Genomic DNA, 19,026 nt, shown 5'->3' with positions numbered 1-19,026 from the left:
TGGGATGGAACCCGGTTCCGGGAAACCCGTCGGCGGTGTCCACGCTCCAGACGAAACTCACCTCCTCGGCGGAGGCCCTGGGCACGGCGCACCGTCTGGTCAGCGAGCTGCTCGGCCAGAGCTCGTTCTGGCGCGGCGAGGCGGCGGACGCGTTCCGCGCCGCGATCGACGGTGAACTGCCGAGGTATCTGAAGAACGCGCACAGGTCGGTCTCGAAGGCGGCGAAGCAACTGGGCCGCTGGCACGACGACCTGGTGAGCTACCAGGCGACGGCCCGCCGCTACGACACCCAGGCGAAGCTGGACACGGCGACGATCACGAAGGCGGAGGCGCACCACGACCTGCTGCGAGCGGCCGCGTCGACGCCGGAACCGGAGCTGCGGGCGGCGGCGGAGTCGGTGACGAAGGCGCGGGAGGCGCTCGCGTCGGTCCGGAAGCTGGCGCGGGAGCTGGAGGAGGCGCATGGGGCGGAGGCGGGGCGGATTGCGAAGGGGTTGAACGAGGCGACGGAGCGGTTGGCGCCGAAGAAGCCGGGGGTGTTGAGTAGGGCCGCGGACTGGCTCGACGACAATCTCGGTGACGTTCTGAGCCTGCTCTCGGCATCGGTCGCGCTCTTGGCCATCTTTGCGGCGGCACCGGTGACCGTGCCGCTGCTCTTCGCTGCAGCAGGTCTGAGTCTCGCCGCACTGGTCTCGCATGCCAGCGATCCAAAGCACAGCTCTGCGCTGAAGGCCGGTTTCACACAAGGCAAGTTCAACGGTCAATTCTGGTCCAGTGCCGTCACTCTCGGCGGGGACGCCCTTGGCGCGCTGCCCGGCGTTGGTGCTGTCGCTCAGGGGGCTAAGGGCGTGACCGCAGTGAGTCGATCAAGCATCGCGGCTGGAGACAGCGCCTCCACAACGTTCCGGAACAGCGCTCGCGCCTTCGGCGCTGATTCGAGCGTTGCCATGCGTGAAGCCGACGAAGCGCCCAAGCCCGTCCTGGAGTGGGTGGTCCGCCGAACCAGCCCGGACGTTGAAAAACCCTTGCAGACGGGCCTCGCAGGCAGCGCGGTAATCACCGCTGGGGTTGGCCTCACCCCTGCTGAGGACGACGAGCGAGTCAGGAACACCGCAACTGGAATCGACGGGGCTCGCATCGCAGCATCTGACGGTCCTGGAGCAGGCGTCAACGCAGCCCGGACCTGGACTCAACTGACACGTTAGGAGCTGTGTCGTGGACATCCCACCCTGCTGGTTCCGTCTCCCTCCCGGCTTCATCGACATTGCTCCGGAGGCCTTGCCCGCACTGCGCGATCAAGTGATCGAGGACCTTGCAGTCGTCTGTCCCGATCCGCCTCTGCGCGATCAGCGGATGCGGGAGTCCGAGGTGCTACTAGGCCTCTTGAGTGATCTCCAAGACCAGGGGACTCTGCACGTTTCCTTCGGACTTCACAGGGGTGATGACGCGGAGGTCACGACGTCAGTGCTGACCCTCTCCAACATTCCGACCAGGGCTCCGACCGCCACCTTGGCAGCCGCTCACTGCGCGCTCCAATTGGTACTCAAGCCCATGGGTTCAGTTGTGCATCGGGAGCTCCTGGATCTCCCTTGCGGCACTCCAGCTGCACTCGTGTCGTGCCTCCTGTCGAACGCGCCGGTGGACATCTTGACTCTTGCGGGAGTCCAGACCGGTGACGCGGCAGTTTTCCAGGCACGGTTGGGAGTCGCCCGTCCTACCGGCTCTGACGTCCTCGTCATTGATTTGACCACCACAGCGCTCGATCACGCAGAGGAGTACACCGAAATCTTGAGGGGAATCGGACAGACCATCAGCTTCACAGATCCAACTCCACAGTTGCCTGGCCCACGTCAGAGCCGGCTCTGGGAGGCAATGCAGTGACGCCCTCGTCTGTACCGACGACCGCTCCTGCCTTCGAGCACCCGCCGACCGCCGTCGGCTACCGCAGATTGATGCTCAGGCGTCGGATGTGGCTCGCGGCCTTCCTCTGTCTGCCGGCCGTTCTCGTATGGAGCACTGCGGAACTCTCACTTCCGGACAGGGCGATCCCGCTTTTCATCGTGGTTCTGCTGCTTTGCCCGCTTCTCGTGCTCGCCTCGGCAGCGGCTCTGCTGTGCACTCCCCGGATCGCCCGCATCCTCCAGTCGTACGTCTGGCAGGAGTACCCGTGTAGCTATCCGCCTCGCGGCCAGAGGAGAGATTTCGTCGTCGTGGTGACCGTCGCGCCGGGTCATGAGGTGACACTGCACACCACTCCCTACCGCCACAACCTCCAGCACAAGCGCGACCCGCACCCCGGCGTCATCTGGTTCGCCGGTGACCCTCACTCCGGTGGTGTCGTGTCGCCCGTCGGTGGCCACGCCCCCCTCCGCGTCGTCTCCACCGCCCTCTGGGACAGGGACCCGCAGCTTCCGCCGGCCGACGCCGTCGCCGAGCGGGCCGGGCTGGCGAGGGACGGGCGGTACGTACGGCGGTGGTTCTGATCGCCCCCTAGCCCCGGCTCCGCTTCAACCGGTACCGCTCCTTCTCCGACAGCCCACCCCACACCCCGAACTTCTCGTCATGCGCCAGCGCGTACTCCAGGCACGCCACCCGGCCCTCACACGCCCTGCACAGCTGTTTCGCCTCTCGCGTCGACGAGCCCGGGGCCGGGAAGAAGAAGTCCGGGCCCGTCTGCGCGCAGAGTGCTGTCTCCTGCCAGGAGAGTTCGTCATCGGTGATGGTGTTGATCGGCATGCGCACACGCTCTCCCGTGCCGATAAACACCGGATCAACGACCCATCAACACGCCCCGGAGGCAACCGCGAGCCCGACCCCGGCCCACCCGCGACCATCCCGCCGCGACTACTCCTGCGCCGCCGCCTGCATCAGCGCGAACCTCGCGCCCGCCGGGTCCGTCAGGCTCGCGAAGCGGCCCACTCCCTCCGCTTCGACCACCGGCATCGTGACCCGGCCGCCCAGTCGTTCCGCCTTCGCCACCGCCGCGTCGCAGTCCTCGACCTCGAAGTACGGGAGCCAGTACGGGCCCTCCGTCTCCGGGGCGTCCGCCGGGACCGGGACCAGGCCGCCGAACATCGCTTCCGCGCCCTCGCCCGCCGGGTTGATCATGGTGTACATGCCGCTGCCGTCGGGGAACGGCATCGACGTGGTCTCCCAGCCGAAGACCTTGTCGTAGAAGCCGAGGGCCGCGTCCGGGGCGGTGGTGTTGAGTTCGAGCCAGCACAGCGAGCCGGGGTCGTTCACCACGTCCAGGCCCTTGTTCCGGCCGGGCTGCCAGGCGGCGAACCCGACGCCCGACGGGTCGGTGAAGACCACCATGCGGCCGAGGTCGAAGACGTCCATCGGCTCGAACATCACCGAGCCGCCGTTCTGCTGCACCGCCCGCGCGGTGGCGTCCGCGTCGGGCGTCTGGAAATAGACCGTCCAGCCGGGCGGGCTCTGCTCCAGGGGGACCTGCATGCCGCCGGCCGCGGTCTTGCCGTCCAGCTGGAACATTCCGTAACCGCCGGCCTCGGGACCCGCCGACCGGAAGGTCCATCCGAACAGGCCGCCGTAGAACGCGGTCGCCGCCTCGATGTCCGGGGTGCCGAGGTCGAGCCAGTTCGGGGAGCCTGTGACGAAACGGGTGGTGAGCATGGTGCGCTCCTTCGTGGGGTCCCGTGGTGCTCTCGCCCGAGTCTGCTACCGATCCCGGGCCTTCGCACCCGAAGCGCAGGTGAACTCCCTTGTGCCGAGGTCACGGCCTCGTGCAGGATTCCGGCCATGACGAGCAGAAAGGCCCGTGCCCGGTAGCCGCCCCGCGCTGCCGCCCTCGGCCCGTACGCCGCCGGACCTCCCCGAGACCCGCGGACCGTCCGTTCAGCCCTTGCCGAGGAGCACCACCGTGGCAGCCACCGCTCTCACCCCTTACGCCCGTCTCCCGCGTTCCCATGCGCGGCTGCGCGTGCTGCACAGCACGGTCGACGCCGGCGGCCGGGCGCACTGGCTGCTCGCCGGGCGTCCCGAGGCACCGGACAGCGCCCCGGACAACCCTGCGGACGGCGCCTCGGACGGCATGTCGGACGGCGTTCCGTACGCCGTTCCGTACGACGCGCTCGTCGTCACCGTGGACGGCGGCAGCGCCCACGCCACCGAGTTGAGCGCCGTGACCGCCCGCAACCCCCGGCTGGACGCACTGCCGGACGGCGGATTCGTCGTCGCCGACACCGCCCGAATCCAGATCTTCGACGCGCTGGGCAGGGCGTCCTGGACCCTCGACCCCGGTGGCGATGTCGACCATGTGCTGACCGATGCGTCGGGCGCGCTGTGGATCACGCAGGGTCCCGCCGTGCGGCGACTGTCGCTCACGGGAGGAGTGCTCGGCGAGGTCGTGGCGCAGCCCGGGCCGGTAGGCACGGCGGACTACCTCAGCCTGAACGTGGGAGCGCACACGGCCTGGGCCGGCACCCGTAGCGGTCTGCTGGAGATCCGGGACGGGCAGCCGGTCACCGTACGCACGGGTCCGGTGAAGGGCACCCACGGTCTCGCCGTCCACGGTGACCGTCTCGCCCTGCTCGGCGGCCACGGGTACGACCACTCCCGCCTGGTGATGTGCCTGCTCACCGAGACCGCCGCCGAGCCGGTGGCGTACGGAACGCTCGTCCTGCCCGACGGCGGTGAGCTCGGCCGGCGGCGGCTCGTGAACCGGGGTCCGCGGCTGTACGTGCAGTCGGAGCCGTACAGCGAGTGGTGCGTCCTGGACCTCGGCCACTGAGCCCGCCCGATCCGAACGGAAGACCCTAGTGGCTGTGGCCACCCGCCTCCGCCGCGGCCTTCTTCGCCGCGCCCTTCGCGCCCGTCGGGTGGTGCGGCTCGTACCCCGGGATCGTGCCGTCCGCCTTCGCCACCAGGAACAGCCCGGCCATGCCCATGTCCGAATGGCTCTGTACATGGCAGTGGTACATCCAGGCGCCGGCGCCGACGTTCTCGCCCGCGATGATCTGGAAGCCGAAGGAGTCCGCCGGTCCGGTGATCTTGTTGTCGATCACCCGGCTGACGTCCGCCGGACCCTCCAGCAGGCCCGTCCTGTTGTCCGCCCAGCGATGACCGTGCATATGGAACGTGTGGTAGAACTCGCCGTGCGTGATCATGATGATCTCGACCCGGTCGCCCACGGTGGCCTGGAAGTTGGGGCTCGCGTTGGCCGGCTTGTTGTTGATCAGCATGTCGTTGAAGACGATCGTGAACTGCTTGTCCGGGAGGATGTCGCCCTTCCGGCGCACGACGACGGGGCCGTAGAGCCCCTTGCGGATGCCTCCCGTGCCGTGGTCCGTGCCCACCACATGGTCGTGGTAGTGCCAGTAACCGGCGCTGCCGGGGCGCCAGGTGCCGTCCGCCCGCTTGCCCGGGAGGTGCGTGCGCCAGGTGTAGGTGCGTGTGGCGCCCGGTTCGACATGGCTCTTGCTGAGCTTGGTGCCGTCGTTGGAGATGTCGTAGTCCACACCGTGGGCGTGCAGGCTGACCGGTACGTCCATGGTGTTCTCGAACTCGATGTGCAGCGTGTCGCCCTCGTTGAGTTCGATCAGCGGGCCGGGGATGGACGCCTTGCCCTTCTCCAGCCCGTAGCCCATCTGACCGTCCGGCAACTTCTCGGCGTACAGCTTCATATGGCGCACGACGCCGCCGACGGGTGCGGTTCTCGCCGCGCCCGCGGCCGTCGGCGCGCTGGTGGCGGTCGGTGCGGAGGCGAGAGACAACGATGTCGCCCCGGTGGCCGCGACGGCGCCTCCCGCCAGGAGCCGCCTGTTGAAGCTCCGTCTGTCCATGCCGAACTCCCCATGTCTGTCGCGGAGGTTGACGGGGCGCGTGTGACCCCGGGGACGGCCACACGGTAGCCGGGTGATCTTCGTTTATCCACACTCAGGACAAAGTTCGTGCCACTCCGGTCGTATCTATTGGCGAACCACGAAAAGAGGTCTAGTTTCCGAGGCTGTTGTTGTGACCAAAGAGGGGTGGGTGACCACATGCAGCGCACACCACACAGGTCGAGGTCCCGAAGAAGCGCTCTGGCCGCGGTACTTGGGGCCGGCGCACTGACCGTGTCGCTACTGGGCGGAGGGAATGTCGCGGCGGCCAAACCGTACCCGGAACCGCCGTCGACAACGTTGTCCCTGCCGTCGCCTCCCGGCGGCCAGAATGTGCGGGTCCTGGTCTTCCACGGCTCGGCGACCGAGGAGTCGCCGGTCGTCAACGCCGGTATCGCGGCCATCGAGAACATCGGCCTCACCGGACCCGCGGCCGGCCGGTTCAAGACCGAGGCCACGGACGATGCTTCCGTGTTCACCAATGCCACCAAGCTCGGACGGTTCAACGCCGTCGTCTTCCTGACGGGAGGCGGTGATGTGCTCGATCCGGAGCAGGAGGCAGGGCTCGAGTCCTATCTGGAGGCGGGGGGAGGCTTCCTCGGTATCCATGACGCGGCGCGGACCGAGCCGTACTCCGACTGGTTCACCGGACTGATCGGTGCCCGTCCCGCGGGTGCGGCGAGCTCGGTCCAGCGGGCCGTCGTCGAGGTCGGCGACCGTCGCCATCCGGCCACCACGTCGCTGCCGTTGCAGTGGAAGCGACCGGACAAGTGGTTCAACTGGTCGACGAATCCCTCCGGCAGTGTCCACACCGTGGCGCGCCTCAAGGAGAGTTCGTTCACTCCGGCGGCGGGCGCCAACGGCTGGGACCACCCCATCTCGTGGTGCCGTGACTACGACGGCGGGCGTTCCTTCTACACCGGCATGGGCGGTACGGCCGAGAGCTTCGCCGAGGTCGACTTCCGCGACCATCTGCGCGGCGCTCTCGCCTGGACGAGCCGTATCTCGCGTGCCGACTGCAAGGCGACGATCACCTCCAACTACACGGCGCAGCGGGTCACTCAGCCCAACCAGCCCGGGCAGAACGACCAGATCGGTGAGCCGCACGGACTGGTGACGGCTCCCGACGGGCGCGTGTTCTACATCGGGCGCGGCGGTGCGGACTCCAGCAAGCCCGTCATCACCGACTGGAACAACCCCGACATGGGCAAGGGCCAGGGCGAGATCCACGTCTACGACCCCGCGACCAAGAAGGTCACCCTGGCCGGTTCGCTGACCGTCTTCGGCAACAAGGGCGGAGGCGACGAGCTGATCAAGGTCGAGGAGGGGCTGCTCGGCATCGAGCTCGACCCCGACTTCCGGACCAACGGCTGGGTCTATCTGCACTACACCCCGCACTCGCAGATCAACCGCGAGACGCACATGGCCGAGCGCCGGGTCTCCCGCTTCACCCTGGACCCCGCGACCAACAAGCTGGACATGGCCAGTGAGAAGGTCCTGCTCAAGTGGCCGGTGCAGATCCACAGCTGCTGCCACGCGGGTGGCGGACTGGCCTGGGATTCGAAGCAGAACCTCTACATCGCGACGGGTGACAACAACTCGTCCGGCTTCAGCGGCGGTTACTCGGGCAACAACCCGCAGCCCAACTTCAAGGGCGTCTCGTTCGCCGACGCGCGCCGCACGGCGGGCAACACGAACAACCTCAACGGGAAGATCCTGCGGATCCACCCGGAGGACGACGGCACCTACACGCTCCCCGCGGGCAACCTCTTCACCGGCCAGGAGCCGGACGAGGGCGGCGGCAAGACCCGCGGCGAGATCTATGTGATGGGCGTCCGCAACCCGGCGCGCATCTTCGTCGACAAGACGACCGACACCCTGTACGCGGGCTGGGTCGGCCCGGACGCCGGCGCGCCGTCGACGACCTGGGGCCCCGCCAAGTACGACACCTTCTCCGCCATCACCAAGGCGGGCAACCACGGGTGGCCGTACTGCATGGGCAACAAGCAGCCCTACCGCGACCGCAACCTGCCCGACCCGAACCAGCCGCTCGGCTGGTACAACTGCGACGCGCCGAAGAACGAGTCGCCGAACAACGACGGCCTGGTGAATCTGCCTCCCGTCACCTCCAACACCATCTGGTACTCGCCGCAGGGCGGTGGCGTGGACTACCCGCGTAACGCCAACGGCATCCCGAGCTACAAGACGGAGGAGCAGAAGCTGCTCATGCCGTGGCTCAAGGGCGGCGGCCAGGCGACCATGAACGGCCCGGTCTACCGCTACGACGCGGCGAGCACCGGTACCGAGAAGTGGCCGGCGTACTGGGACGGCAAGTGGTTCGTCGGTGACTTCTACGACGGCGACCAGCCGCGGCACGCGGTCCTCACCGACCCGAAGACGGTCGGCAAGGGCGGCATCCCGGTTCACGCCGAATCCCTGAAGAAGATCATCCCGGTCGGCAACGGCGGCATCCGCAACCTCATGGACTGGAAGTTCGCGCCCGACGGTTCGCTCTATGTCCTCGACTACGGACGCGGGTTCTTCACCTCCGACGCCCAGTCGGCGCTGTGGCGCGTGACATACAAGGGCGGCGAGGCGACGCCGTCCGCCGACAAGCTGGCACGGAAGGCGGCACAGTGAGATTCGTCAGACACCGGACAGCGAGCCTGTGGACGGCCCTGCTGGCGTCCGTGGCCATGGTCGTCGGACTGATGTCCGCGGCCGCCTACGGGCAGACCGACGACCGGGAGGCGGCCCAGGTTCTCACCTGGACCGCGGGTGACCCGATCGACCGCTATCTCTCCTTCCCCACCACGGCGGTGGCGGGGGCGACGACGATCGTGTTCGAGAACAGCAAGGCCACCGGGAACACCACCGGGATGCCGCACACGCTGACCTTCGACGTCTCGGACCCCGAGTACAACAACGACGTACCGCTGAACATCCTGGCCAACCCCAATGACGACCAGGGTGGCAAGCACACCGCCGAGGTCACGCTGACCCCCGGCCGGTATCTCTTCCACTGCACCATTCCGGGCCACGGCTCGATGCAGGGGATCCTGACGGTCACCGAGGGCACCGGCGAGGACACCACGGCGCCCGAGACGACCGTGAAGGTCGACGGCGACAAGAACTCCGCGGGCGCGTACGTCGGTCAGGCCACCGTGACGGTGGCGGCGACCGACGCGGGCTCCGGGGTGGACAAGATCGAGTACGCGGTCGGGGCCGACGGTCCCTGGCAGGCGTACACCAACCCGGTCGTCGTGAACGAGGTCGGTACGCACAAGATCCGGTACCGGGCCACGGACAAGGCCGGCAACGTCGCCGCGGAGAAGGCGGCCGACTTCTCGGTCGTCGCCCCGCCGACGGACGACAAGACCCCGCCGGAGACCTCGGCGACGGTGACCGGTGAGAAGAACGAACAGGGCCAGTACCTGGACATGGCGACGGTCACCGTGACCGCGTCCGACACCGGCTCGGGCGTCAACACCATCGAGTACGCCATCGGCGCCTCCGGCGCCTGGCAGCCCTACACGGCTCCCGTGATGGTGCACGCCGTCGGAACCCACACGGTCCGCTTCAAGGCGACCGACAAGGCCGGCAACGCGGCCGCGGAGAAGTCCGTGCAGTTCACGGTGGTCGCGCCGCCCGTCGTGGACAAGACCCCGCCGCAGACCTCGGCGGGGGTGACGGGTGAGAAGAACTCCGACGGCGCGTATGTCACCAGCGCCAAGGTGACCGTCACCGCGACGGACACCGGTGAGGGCGCCTCGGGTGTCGACAAGGTCGAGTACTCCCTCGACGGAGGCGCGTACCTCGCCTACACCGCTCCGGTGCTCGTCGACCGGGTGGGCTTCCACACCGTTCTGCACCGGGCGACCGACAAGGCCGGCAACACCTCGGCCGCGCAGAAGGTGTCGTTCACGGTCGCGGAGGGCGGCGGCGTCCCGGCGCCCAACTGCCCCGAGTGGGACGAGCGGTTGACCGTCATCGTCGGCACGGTCGACACGGGCATCCCCAACCGGATGACCCGCAGCCGGTGCACGATCAACGAACTGATCGAGGACGAGAAGGACTGGTCCTCACACGCGCTGTTCCTCAAGCACGTGGACCAGGTCGTCGACAAGCTGCTCGCCGACAATGTGATCGACCAGCGCGAGCACAAGAAGATCTACAAGGCGGCCAAGCAGTCCGGCATCGGCAAGCCGGGCCAGAACACCGGCTACAAGGATCTGTTCGACGGCACCCAGAGCACGTTCGGCAAGTGGCAGCACGTGGGCGGCGGTTCGTTCTCGCTCAGCGGTGACGGCGCCATGACCAGCAGCACCACCGTGCCGGGCATGGGCATGCTGTGGTTCCCGCAGCGGCAGTACGGCGACTTCTCGCTCAAGCTCCAGTGGCGGGACGACGCACCGGGCACCGGCAACGCCAACGGCGGTGTCTTCGTCCGCTTCCCGAACGTCCACGACAACCCGGAGGAGTCGCGCCCGGAGTGGGTCGCGATCAAGTACGGACATGAGATCCAGGTCCTGGACCGGCCCGACGGCGACATGTACAAGTCGGGTTCGATCTACGGCTTCGACCGTGTCGGCCTGGCCGGTGCGGGTGTGACGCCGAAGGGCACCTGGAACGACTACGAGATCCGCGTGGTCGGCCAGCACTACTCGGTCTTCCGCAACGGTGTCCTCATCAACGAGTTCGAGAACACCGGCGGCCAGGACTTCGTCCCGCCGCGCGGCGACGACCCCGGCACGGACGGCCGCCGGTACGCGTCGGGCTACATCGGACTCCAGGTCCACGGCACGACGGATGTCATCTCCTACCGCAACATCCGGATCCAGGAGCTCTAGGGGTCTTTCATTCGGATCAGGGCAGGCCCTGCGCGTGTCCTGACCCCGACGCTCCTGTGGACGGCAACGGCCCCCTCCCGCACACCGGGAGGGGGCCCTCGTCATTGCGGCGTCATTGCGGCGTCATTCCGTCTTCTTCGCCCGGCTGGGCTGCACCCGCTTCGGCTCGCCCGGCATCTTCGGGTACTCCGGCGGATACGGCAGATCGCCGAGGCCGTGCTCGGCCTCGTCCTTGTTCGCCGCCTCCAGCAGGGTCTCCAGGCTGAACCGGTGGTCGTCCATGTCGGCGTGGACGTCGCCGACCTCGGCGTACCGGCCGGGCATCGTCATGATGTCGAAGTCCTCGGGCCTGGCGTCGTCGACCTCCTCCCAGCGCAGCGGGGCGGAGACGGGTGCGTGCGGCCGGGGCCGTACGGAGTATGCGGAGGCGATGGTGCGGTCCCGCGCCGTCTGGTTGTAGTCGACGAAGATGCGCGCGCCACGCTCCTCCTTCCACCACTTGATGGTCACCCGGTCGGGCATACGGCGCTCCAGCAGCCGGCCGGCCGCGATGGCGGACCGGCGGACCTGGGTGAAGGTCCAGCGCGGTTCGATCGGCACGAAGACATGGATGCCGCGGCCGCCGGACGTCTTGGGCCAGCCGCGCAGTCCCACCTCGTCGAGCACGGCCCGCAGCTCGTGGGCGGCCCGGACGGCGTCCGCGTAGTCGGTGCCGGGCTGCGGGTCGAGGTCGATGCGCAGCTCGTCGGGGTGGTCGGTGTCGTCACGGCGCACGGGCCAGGGGTGGAAGGTGACGGCGCCGAGGTTGGCGGCCCAGATGACGGCCGCGGGTTCCGTAGGGCACATCTCGTCGGCCGACCGGCCGCTGGGGAAGGTGATGTGGGCCGTCGGGATCCAGTCGGGCAGGTATTTGGGCGCGCGCTTCTGGAAGAACGATTCGCCGGTCACCCCGTCGGGGTAGCGCTCGAGGGTGGTGGGACGGTTCCGCAAGGCCCGGGTGATGCCGTCGCCGACGGCCAGGTAGTAGCGGACCATGTCCAGCTTCGTGTAGCCGTGCTCAGGGAAGTAGACCTTGTCGGGATTGGACACGCGTACGGTCCGCTCCCCCACTTCCAGTTCCACCGCTCCGGCCATGCCCGTCAGCGTAGGCCGTGCCGAGTTCCCCCGCATACCGGACAATCGCGATATGGATCTGCCGGTCATGCCGCCCGTGAAGCCGATGCTCGCCAAGTCCGTGAAGAAGATCCCGCCCGGCATGCAGTACGAGGCCAAGTGGGACGGCTTCCGTGCGATCGTCCACCGGGACGGGGACGAGCTGGTGATCGGCTCCCGTACGGGCAAGCCGCTCACCCGCTACTTCCCGGAACTCGCCGCCGATCTGGCGGCCCAGCTCCCCGACCGCTGTGTGGTGGACGGGGAGATCGTGATCGCCCATGAGGGCCGGCTGGACTTCGACAAGCTCACCGAGCGCATTCACCCGGCCGACTCCCGGGTGCGGATGCTCGCCGAGCAGACACCCGCGAGCTTCGTGGCCTTCGATCTGCTCGCTCTGGGTGACGAGGCCCTGCTGGACGCCCCGCTGTCGCTGCGGCGCACGACGCTGGCCGCCGCGCTGGCGGACGCGGCGCCACCCGTTCATCTCGCGCCCGCGACCACCGATGTGGAGCTGGCCCAGCAGTGGTTCGAGCAGTACGAGGGCGCCGGGCTCGACGGGGTGGTGGCCAAGCCGCTGGATGTGCCGTACCGCCCCGACGCACGCCTGATGTTCAAGATCAAGCACGAGCGCACGGCCGATGCCGTGGTCGCGGGCTACCGGCTCCACAAGAGCGGGCCGGTCGTGGGGTCGCTGCTGCTCGGTCTGTACGACGACTCGGGCGCGCTCCAGCACGTCGGCGTCTGCGCCGCCTTCTCCATGCAGCGGCGCGCGGAGCTGATCGAGGAGCTGGCGCCATTGCTCATGGAATCCCCGGAGGGGCATCCGTGGGCGGCCTGGGCCGAGGAGGCCGCCCACGAGGGAGCCCGGCTGCCCGGCGCGCAGAGCCGCTGGACGGGCAAGAAGGATCTGTCATGGGTGGCCGTGCGACCGGAGCGGGTGGTCGAGGTCGCCTACGACCACATGGAGGGCGACCGCTTCCGGCACACGGCGCAGTTCCGCCGCTGGCGGCCGGACCGCGAACCGGCCTCCTGCACGTACACCCAGTTGGAGGAACCGGTGTCGTACGACCTCGCCGAGGTGCTGTCACCCCGGGAGGGGTGAGCAGGGATCGTCGCCGGGGCTGCCGCTCGGCGACGGTTCCGGGGACGACGGCTGGGGCGAGGGTGTCGGATCGGGTGAGGGGCAGGGCGACGGTTCGGAAGGTGTCGGGCTGGGTGTCGGGCTCGGATCCGGCGACGGGGTCGGATCGGGCGAGGGGCTCGGATCCGGCGAGCCGGTCGGCGGCGAGGTGGGACCGCCGGGCGGCCACGGCCCCGGAGGCCGGCCGGGAGTCGGGCGGGGCCGGACGGTCGGCGCCGGTGTCGGCGTGGGACCGACGACGATGCCTCCACCGCTCCCGTTCCCCTTCCCGACAGGACGCACGGCAGGAGTCCTGCCGCCCGCACCGGGGCTCCCTGGCAGGACGCCCGTGCCGTCCGGGACGGGGTGGGCGCCGGACCGGTAGAAGTCCAGCCAGGCCAGGACCGTGCGCAGATACGCCCGCGAGTGGTTGTAGCTGAGGATCGCCCGGTCCAGATCCCTGGGCACCGTCAGATCGCGGTCGCCGGCGCACAGATAGCGTCCGGCGGCGAGGGCCGCGTCGTGGATGTTGCCCGGATCCCTGCGTCCGTCGCCGTTGGCGTCCTGGCCCCAGCGCGCCCAGGTGGAGGGGATGAACTGCATCGGCCCCACCGCACGGTCGTAGCGCCGGTCGCCGTCGTACGCGCCCCCGTCGGTGTCCCTGATGGTGGCGAAGCCGTTGCCGTCGAGGACCGGGCCGAGGATCGGCGAGAGCGTGGTGCCCGAGGCGTCCACCCGCCCGCCGCGCGCCTGACCGGACTCGACCTTGCCGATCGCCGCGAGGAGTTGCCACGGCAGACGGCAACCCGGATCGGTGCGGGCGATGAGTGTCTGGGCACGGCGATACGCGGCGAGAACCGTCGCGGGGATGCCCGACTCGGTCCGCACGACGCCGGTCTGGACGCCACCGGACGGCCGGCCCGGCCGGACGGGCCCGGGCGGTGTACGCAGAGGCGGCAGTTCGGTGTGGTACGAGTCGTCGTTCGGCGGCTCGGCCCATATCCCGTACGCGGCTTCGGAGTTGGTCTCGCCGGTCGGCTTTTCGGGAACGGTTCCCGGTGCCTGGGAGGCGGTCAGCGCGGCCATCGCCGCCACCGCGGCGACGCTTCCGGCGAGTCGCTTGCGGGCGCGCGCACCGCGCGGGCGCCTCATGACCCCTCCCCGAACGTGTCGAGTGCGGCGAGGCGCCAGGTGCCGTCGGAGCGGACGGCGTCGACGGCGAGCATGGCGGCGGCGTAGGTCGTCTCGCCCTTCGTCGCGGTGCGGGTGTTGCTCTGGTCGGCGAAGACCAGCACCCGGGCCCGGTCGCCGTCGATCAGTTCCACGCCGCTCTCGGTGACGGTGGTGGTGAGGACGAGCTTCTGGCGGGGCCCTTCCTTGCGTACGGCAGCGAGCATGGCGGCATGCTGCGCGACGGCCTTGCCGGTCAGATGCTCCTTCACGGCCCGGTCGAGGCCGCCGGAATCCGCGTAGTTGTAGGAGAACAGCGCCTCGACCGCCGCCGTCACCCGGCCTTTCAGCTCGCTGGTGCGCGCGGTGTCGGCCAGGGCTGCGTTGCGTACGGCGGGCTCGTCGCGCAGGTCGGACGCCTGAGTACCGGCGAAGGCGGCGAAGCCTCCCGACAGGACGATGAGGGCGCACAGCACGGCGAGCAGCCGACTGCCGCGGGCCGCCGCCGGCTTCATGTCGGCGAGCTCCTGCGGTGCGTCGGCGCCGCGTTCGCGTACGGCCGGCAGCCGCGACAGGGCTCCGGCCTTCGCGGTCGCGGTCGCGGGACGGTCGGAGGTCAGTGTGTCGCCGGGCGCGGTGCCGGGGCGGCCCGTGGTCGCCAGTCGCCTCCGGCGGTTGATGAGATGGCGGGTTGTCGACATGTCCGGGGTCCTCTCGTCACTCGGCCGCGGTGTTGCCGACGGGTGCCTGACCGAGGGCGCTGAGCTTCCAGCCCTCGGGCGTACGGGTGAGCTCGCCGAGCATCCGGCTCTCCTTCCGCGCGGGTGTGCCGGTGGGGGCCGTGACGGTGATCCGCAGAGCGACGAGCACGCTCGCTCGCCCCGCGCGGTCGTCGAGTTCGGTGACCGCCCCGGACAGCACCCTGGCGCTCGTGACGGTCTTGGCCTGCTGGATCTGCTTCTCGAACTGGCTCCGCCCGTCGGTGAGTTGCTTGCGCAGCTCGCCCGTGGCCGAGTCCTCCCAGGAGTCGAGACCCCCGTCGACGTCCCGGTGGTCGAGGGTGTTGAGATTGAGCACCGCCTGCTCCCCCGCGGTCAGGACCCGGTCCCGTTCCCTGGCGTACGCGGCGGAGTCGTCGTGTGCGGCGGAGTACCAGGACCAGCCGCCCCAGCCCGCGAACCCGGCCGCCACGACCGTGAGCGCGAGCGCCGCGGCGAGCAGCGGATTCCTCCTCGTCCCTGCCATGGTCCAGTCCCTCCCTATCGGGATGCGATGTCGACGATCTGCCAGCGTCCGCCGCGCAGTTCCGCGGTGACGGACAGCTGGGCGGCGGCGGTTGCCGGCGGCTTGCCGCGGCGCTCGGCGACCTGGTCGAGGAAGACCAGGAGGTGGGCGCTGTGGCCGGTCAGCCGGGTGACCCCGGCCCGTACGACATGGGTGGTGAGTGTCAGCTTCTGCTCGGCCGCCCGTTTCTCGACCTGACCGAAGAGCTCTCCGTACTGGCGGGCGGCCTTCCCGGCGAGGAGGCTGCGGGCGGCCTGCCGGGTCGACTCCGTGCCGGCCGGTGTGTAGGAGAAGACCTGGGTGAGCGCACCGCTGACGTCCTCGATCACCTCGGTGGTGGCCGCGGTATCGGTCAGCGCGCGGTTGCGGGCGGCGGGTGTGTCGTTCAACCGCGCCGTGGCGAACAGGAATGCGGCGCCGCCGAGCACCAGCGCGAGCAGGAGGGCGACGGCGGCAAGCGTGCGGCGGCGGAGGCCTGGCGGGCGCTTAGGCGCCGCTGCCGACCGTGTGCCCGCCTCCGCCTCCGCCCCCGTCTCCGGCCCCGTCTCCGGTCTCGCTTCGGGGTGGGTGCCCGCGTCCGGTCCCGTCGTCGCTTGCGCTACTTCTTCCGCTTCCGCCTGTGCCGCTTCGCTGTTCATGCGCCACCCACCGGGACGGCGCTCAGGGACTGCACCTTCCAGCCGTCCGGGGTGCGAGCGAGGACGGCCTCCAGCCGTTTGCGCTCACTGCCGGCCGTGGCACCCGCCGCAGCCCCGGCCCCGGGGGGTCGTTCGACGCGGACGGTCGCGATCAGTTCGGCGGTACCTGCGCGCGTGTCGAGGGCGGTGAGCGCCGCGTCGGTGACCGTGGCACGGGCGGTACGAGCGGTGGCGCCCTTCCGCGCCTTCACCCGCTTCAACTCGTCGTGGAGCGGCCCGGTCGAGGCGTCGAGCCACTGCCTCCGCCCCGCGGCCGGGTCCTCGGCGTCGAAGCTGGTGAGCCGGACGATGTGCTCCTTGCCGTCGGCCAGCACCTCGTCGCGCGAGGTGGCGTGGGCGAGGGAGTCGTCGCCGCGCGCTTGGCCGTACGCCCATGCGGAGACGGCGCAGAACACGACGGCGAGGACGGCGGCCGTCCCCGACACCACGCGGCCGCGCTGCTCCGCGAAGCGTCGCCCAGTCCTAGTCATCGCCCGCCTCCAGGTCATCGCCCGCCTCCAGTCCGAGAAGCCCGCCGAGGCCGGGCGGGGTGCCGGCGACCGACGGCAGTCCGAGCAGCCCCGGCAGGCGTTCGGCCGAGGCGGGGGCCGTGCCGGCTCCGTCGGTCCCGGCGGCCGGCGGCAGCATGGAGCCGGGTACCGCGGGGTCGGGCACCGCGCCGCCGCCGGGGGCGTTCGCGCTGCCGCGGACGTTCACTCCGCTGCCGGCCGGCGATGTGCAGCGGGCCTTGGTGTTGAGTGCCGCGGCGGGTGACGTGTCGAGTCCGTTGCGATAGGTGGTTCCGCCGTATCCGGCGGTGCACGGCAGCGGTTCGAAGAACGTCACCGCCATACCGAAGCGGGCTCCCTGGCCGGTGATCGCGGTCGAGCCAGCGGCGGCCACGGCAGGCAGCTGGACCAGCAGTTCCTCGATGCCGCGCTGCCGGGTGACCGCGACCTGCGAGGTGGTGAGCAGATTGGCGACCACCACCCCGAGAGCGGGATCGAGATCGCGCAGGAGGCCGCTGATCTGGCCGGCCGCGTCGGGCGCCGCGGCGATGAGGCGCCGCAGATCGGCGTCGGACCCCTTCAGCTGTCCGGCGAGCTCCTTCGCCCCCGTCGCAAAGGACTTGAGGGCCTGCCCCTGCTCGGTCTGCGTACGGAGCACGGTCTCGCTGTCGTTCATCAGCCGCGTGGTGACCGGGAGCGCCCGGTCGGCCGCACGGACGAAGTCGTCGCCGCTGTCCAGCAGCACCTGGAGGTCGTCGCCCCGTCCGCTCAGCGCGGCACCGAACTCGTCCACGACGGTCCGCAGCGACTCCGGGTCGATGGAGGAGGCCAGGGCGTCGACGCTGGTGAGGACGTCGGTGACCGGCGCGGGGACGCGGGTGTCGCGCTGTGCGACGACCGCGCCGTCCCGCAGGTACGGGCCCGCGTTGTTCCTCGGCCGCAGGTCGATGTACTGCTCGCCGACCGCGGACAGACCGGCGACGACCGCTTCCAGGTCGGCGGGGATGGGGGGTGCCGAGTCCTTGATACGGAGTTCGGCCTCGACGCCGTCCTCGCGCAGCTCGATGGGTCCGACCCGGCCGACCGACACGCCCCGGTAGGTGACGTCGGAATGGGTGAAGAGGCCGCCGGTGTGCGGGAGTTGGACGCGCACGGTGTAGTGCTCCTGAAGTCCCGCGTACCGCCCGAGGTCGGCGTAGCGGATGCCGACGAAGCCGAGCACGAGGACGGCGACGACCAGGAAGGCCACGTTCTTGAGGCGCGTGGCGGTGGTGAGCATCAGCGGCTCCCTTCCGCGGGCGTGGCGGGATCCGCCGGGGCAGGTGCCGTCGTGACGGGCGGAAGGGGAAGAGGGAGCCCCGCGTCGCGGCCCCTCCGCACGGTTGCCTGCGCCCCCGGCGGTGTGAGCTCGGGGATGATCTGCGTGCCGGGGACCGCCGCCACGTTCAGATAGACGTTGAGGTAGTCGCCCTTCACCCCGCGCAGGACCTCGTCGGTGAACGGATAGGTCACCAGCACCTGGAGCGAGTCGGGCAGGGCCTTCCCCGAGTCCGCGAGCGCCTTCAGCGTCGGCCCGAGTGCCTTGAGGTCGGCGATCGTGTCGGCCTTGCTCCGTTCGACGGTGTCGACGGCGACGTCGGAGAGGGTGCCGAGGGCGCGCAGCATGGTGAGGAGGGAGCCGCGCTGCTGTTCCAGCACGGACAGGCCGGGGCTCAGTCCGGTGAGCACCCGGCCGACCTGCTGCTTGCGGGTCGCGAGGGTGGCGGCGAGCCGGTTGACGCCGTCGAGGGCGGCGGTGATGTTGCCCTTGTTCTTGTCGAGGCTGGTCACCAGGGTGTCGATCCGCTTGAGCACGGAGGCGACCTGGGGTTCACGCCCGCCGATGGCCTTGTTGAGCTCGGTGGCGATGGTCTTGATCTGGTTGATGCCGCCACCGTTGAGCAGCAGCGACAGCGCTCCGAAGACCTCTTCGACCTCGGGGTTGCGGTTGGTGCGGGCGACCGGGATGGCCGCGCCGTCCGCGAGGGGACTCGCCGCGCGGGTGCCCGCCGCCGTCCGGGTTCTGGCGGGCGGGGGTGAGAGCTGGATGTACTTCTCACCGAGGAGGCTGGACTGTTCCAGGTGGGCGTGGGCGTCGGCGGGCAGTTCCACGTCGCCGTTGATGCGCATGGTGACCTTCGCGGACCAGTCCTGGGAGCTGAGGGTGATCCCGGTGACCCGGCCGACGGCGACGTCGTTCACCTTGACCGCGGACTGCGGCACCAGGCTGAGGACGTCCTCGAACTCCGCGGTGATGTCGTACGGATGGCTTCCGAGATCAGCGCCGCCGGGCAGCGGCAGCTGCTCGATGCCCGACAGCTCCGGCATCGAGCAGCCGGATACTGTGAGCCCGAGGGCCAGGGCGAGTGCGGTCGACGC

At 69.9% G+C, this 19,026-nt stretch carries 18 protein-coding genes; 7 read left to right on the top strand and 11 right to left on the bottom strand.

Annotated elements, in window-relative coordinates:
- Window positions 1-35: 35 nt before the first annotated feature.
- The 3 genes from OHA05_RS30935 to OHA05_RS30925 all read left to right on the top strand — a co-directional run bounded on the left by OHA05_RS30935 (window position 36) and on the right by OHA05_RS30925 (window position 2,483).
- Window positions 36-1,205: a hypothetical protein gene (locus OHA05_RS30935; RefSeq protein ID WP_328862335.1), complete on the top strand. Its 1,170-nt coding sequence runs from the start codon at window positions 36-38 to the stop codon at window positions 1,203-1,205.
- Window positions 1,206-1,215: 10 nt separating this feature from the next.
- Window positions 1,216-1,881 carry a hypothetical protein gene (locus OHA05_RS30930; protein ID WP_328862334.1) on the top strand — a complete coding sequence of 222 codons (666 nt, stop codon included), beginning with the start codon at window positions 1,216-1,218 and terminating at the stop codon, window positions 1,879-1,881.
- Window positions 1,882-2,060: 179 nt separating this feature from the next.
- On the top strand, window positions 2,061-2,483 hold the full coding sequence (locus OHA05_RS30925) for a hypothetical protein (RefSeq protein ID WP_328862333.1): 423 nt from the start codon (window positions 2,061-2,063) through the stop codon (window positions 2,481-2,483).
- Between the two features lie 7 nt (window positions 2,484-2,490).
- On the opposite strand, the gene OHA05_RS30920 is transcribed toward OHA05_RS30925, so the two are convergent.
- Together OHA05_RS30920 and OHA05_RS30915 are read right to left on the bottom strand one after the other, a co-directional pair.
- On the bottom strand, window positions 2,491-2,736 hold the full coding sequence (locus tag OHA05_RS30920; protein ID WP_313942970.1) for a WhiB family transcriptional regulator: 246 nt from the start codon (window positions 2,734-2,736) through the stop codon (window positions 2,491-2,493).
- 108 nt (window positions 2,737-2,844) lie between these two features.
- Entirely contained in the window at window positions 2,845-3,636 is a 792-nt protein-coding gene (locus OHA05_RS30915) for a VOC family protein (RefSeq protein WP_313942971.1), read from the bottom strand.
- 247 nt (window positions 3,637-3,883) lie between these two features.
- On the opposite strand from OHA05_RS30915, the gene OHA05_RS30910 reads away from it, so the two are divergent.
- Window positions 3,884-4,753: a hypothetical protein gene (locus OHA05_RS30910; RefSeq protein ID WP_328862332.1), complete on the top strand. Its 870-nt coding sequence runs from the start codon at window positions 3,884-3,886 to the stop codon at window positions 4,751-4,753.
- Between the two features lie 25 nt (window positions 4,754-4,778).
- Here the strand turns inward: OHA05_RS30910 and OHA05_RS30905 are convergent, their stop codons facing one another.
- Window positions 4,779-5,804 carry a multicopper oxidase domain-containing protein gene (locus OHA05_RS30905; protein ID WP_328862331.1) on the bottom strand — a complete coding sequence of 342 codons (1,026 nt, stop codon included), beginning with the start codon at window positions 5,802-5,804 and terminating at the stop codon, window positions 4,779-4,781.
- Between the two features lie 198 nt (window positions 5,805-6,002).
- Between OHA05_RS30905 and OHA05_RS30900 the strand changes: the two genes are divergently transcribed.
- Both OHA05_RS30900 and OHA05_RS30895 read left to right on the top strand, forming a co-directional pair.
- On the top strand, window positions 6,003-8,483 hold the full coding sequence (locus tag OHA05_RS30900; RefSeq protein WP_313942974.1) for a ThuA domain-containing protein: 2,481 nt from the start codon (window positions 6,003-6,005) through the stop codon (window positions 8,481-8,483).
- 56 nt (window positions 8,484-8,539) lie between these two features.
- Window positions 8,540-10,693, top strand: coding sequence for an OmpL47-type beta-barrel domain-containing protein (locus tag OHA05_RS30895; protein ID WP_328863490.1), 2,154 nt, complete (start codon window positions 8,540-8,542; stop codon window positions 10,691-10,693).
- 123 nt (window positions 10,694-10,816) lie between these two features.
- On the opposite strand, the gene ligD is transcribed toward OHA05_RS30895, so the two are convergent.
- Window positions 10,817-11,827, bottom strand: coding sequence for a non-homologous end-joining DNA ligase (gene ligD, locus OHA05_RS30890; RefSeq protein ID WP_313942975.1), 1,011 nt, complete (start codon window positions 11,825-11,827; stop codon window positions 10,817-10,819).
- A 52-nt stretch (window positions 11,828-11,879) separates the two neighbouring features.
- On the opposite strand from ligD, the gene OHA05_RS30885 reads away from it, so the two are divergent.
- A complete protein-coding gene (locus OHA05_RS30885; RefSeq protein ID WP_328862330.1) occupies window positions 11,880-12,950 on the top strand; it encodes an ATP-dependent DNA ligase in 1,071 nt (356 codons plus the stop codon).
- Here the strand turns inward: OHA05_RS30885 and OHA05_RS30880 are convergent.
- Genes OHA05_RS30880 through OHA05_RS30850 form a run of 7 tightly spaced genes read right to left on the bottom strand, consistent with a single transcriptional unit; the run spans window position 12,933 to window position 18,975 of the window.
- Window positions 12,933-14,120, bottom strand: a complete 1,188-nt coding sequence (locus tag OHA05_RS30880; RefSeq protein ID WP_328862329.1) for a lytic transglycosylase domain-containing protein — start codon at window positions 14,118-14,120, stop codon at window positions 12,933-12,935. The two genes, OHA05_RS30885 and OHA05_RS30880, sit on opposite strands and share 18 nt — an antisense overlap.
- The gene (locus OHA05_RS30875; protein WP_328862328.1) at window positions 14,117-14,839 is read right to left on the bottom strand and encodes a hypothetical protein; all 723 of its coding nucleotides are present in this window, start codon (window positions 14,837-14,839) and stop codon (window positions 14,117-14,119) included. Before OHA05_RS30875 ends, OHA05_RS30880 begins: the two co-directional genes overlap by 4 nt.
- A 16-nt stretch (window positions 14,840-14,855) precedes the next feature.
- The gene (locus OHA05_RS30870; protein WP_328862327.1) at window positions 14,856-15,383 is read right to left on the bottom strand and encodes a hypothetical protein; all 528 of its coding nucleotides are present in this window, start codon (window positions 15,381-15,383) and stop codon (window positions 14,856-14,858) included.
- A 14-nt stretch (window positions 15,384-15,397) separates the two neighbouring features.
- Complete coding sequence (locus OHA05_RS30865) at window positions 15,398-16,060, bottom strand: hypothetical protein (RefSeq protein ID WP_328862326.1); 663 nt, start codon at window positions 16,058-16,060, stop codon at window positions 15,398-15,400.
- The gene (locus OHA05_RS30860; protein ID WP_328862325.1) at window positions 16,057-16,590 is read right to left on the bottom strand and encodes a hypothetical protein; all 534 of its coding nucleotides are present in this window, start codon (window positions 16,588-16,590) and stop codon (window positions 16,057-16,059) included. The genes OHA05_RS30865 and OHA05_RS30860 overlap by 4 nt, the downstream gene beginning before the upstream one ends.
- On the bottom strand, window positions 16,583-17,887 hold the full coding sequence (locus tag OHA05_RS30855; RefSeq protein WP_328862324.1) for an MlaD family protein: 1,305 nt from the start codon (window positions 17,885-17,887) through the stop codon (window positions 16,583-16,585). The genes OHA05_RS30860 and OHA05_RS30855 overlap by 8 nt, the downstream gene beginning before the upstream one ends.
- Window positions 17,887-18,975, bottom strand: coding sequence for an MCE family protein (locus tag OHA05_RS30850; RefSeq protein WP_328863489.1), 1,089 nt, complete (start codon window positions 18,973-18,975; stop codon window positions 17,887-17,889). The genes OHA05_RS30855 and OHA05_RS30850 overlap by 1 nt, the downstream gene beginning before the upstream one ends.
- Between the last annotated feature and the right edge of the window lie 51 nt (window positions 18,976-19,026).

The sequence above is a fragment of the Streptomyces sp. NBC_00306 genome (assembly GCF_036169555.1).
Taxonomy (GTDB): Bacteria; Actinomycetota; Actinomycetes; order Streptomycetales; family Streptomycetaceae; genus Streptomyces; species Streptomyces achmelvichensis.
Note: the sequence above shows the minus strand (reverse complement) of the source record. Positions and strands in the feature narration are given on the sequence as shown.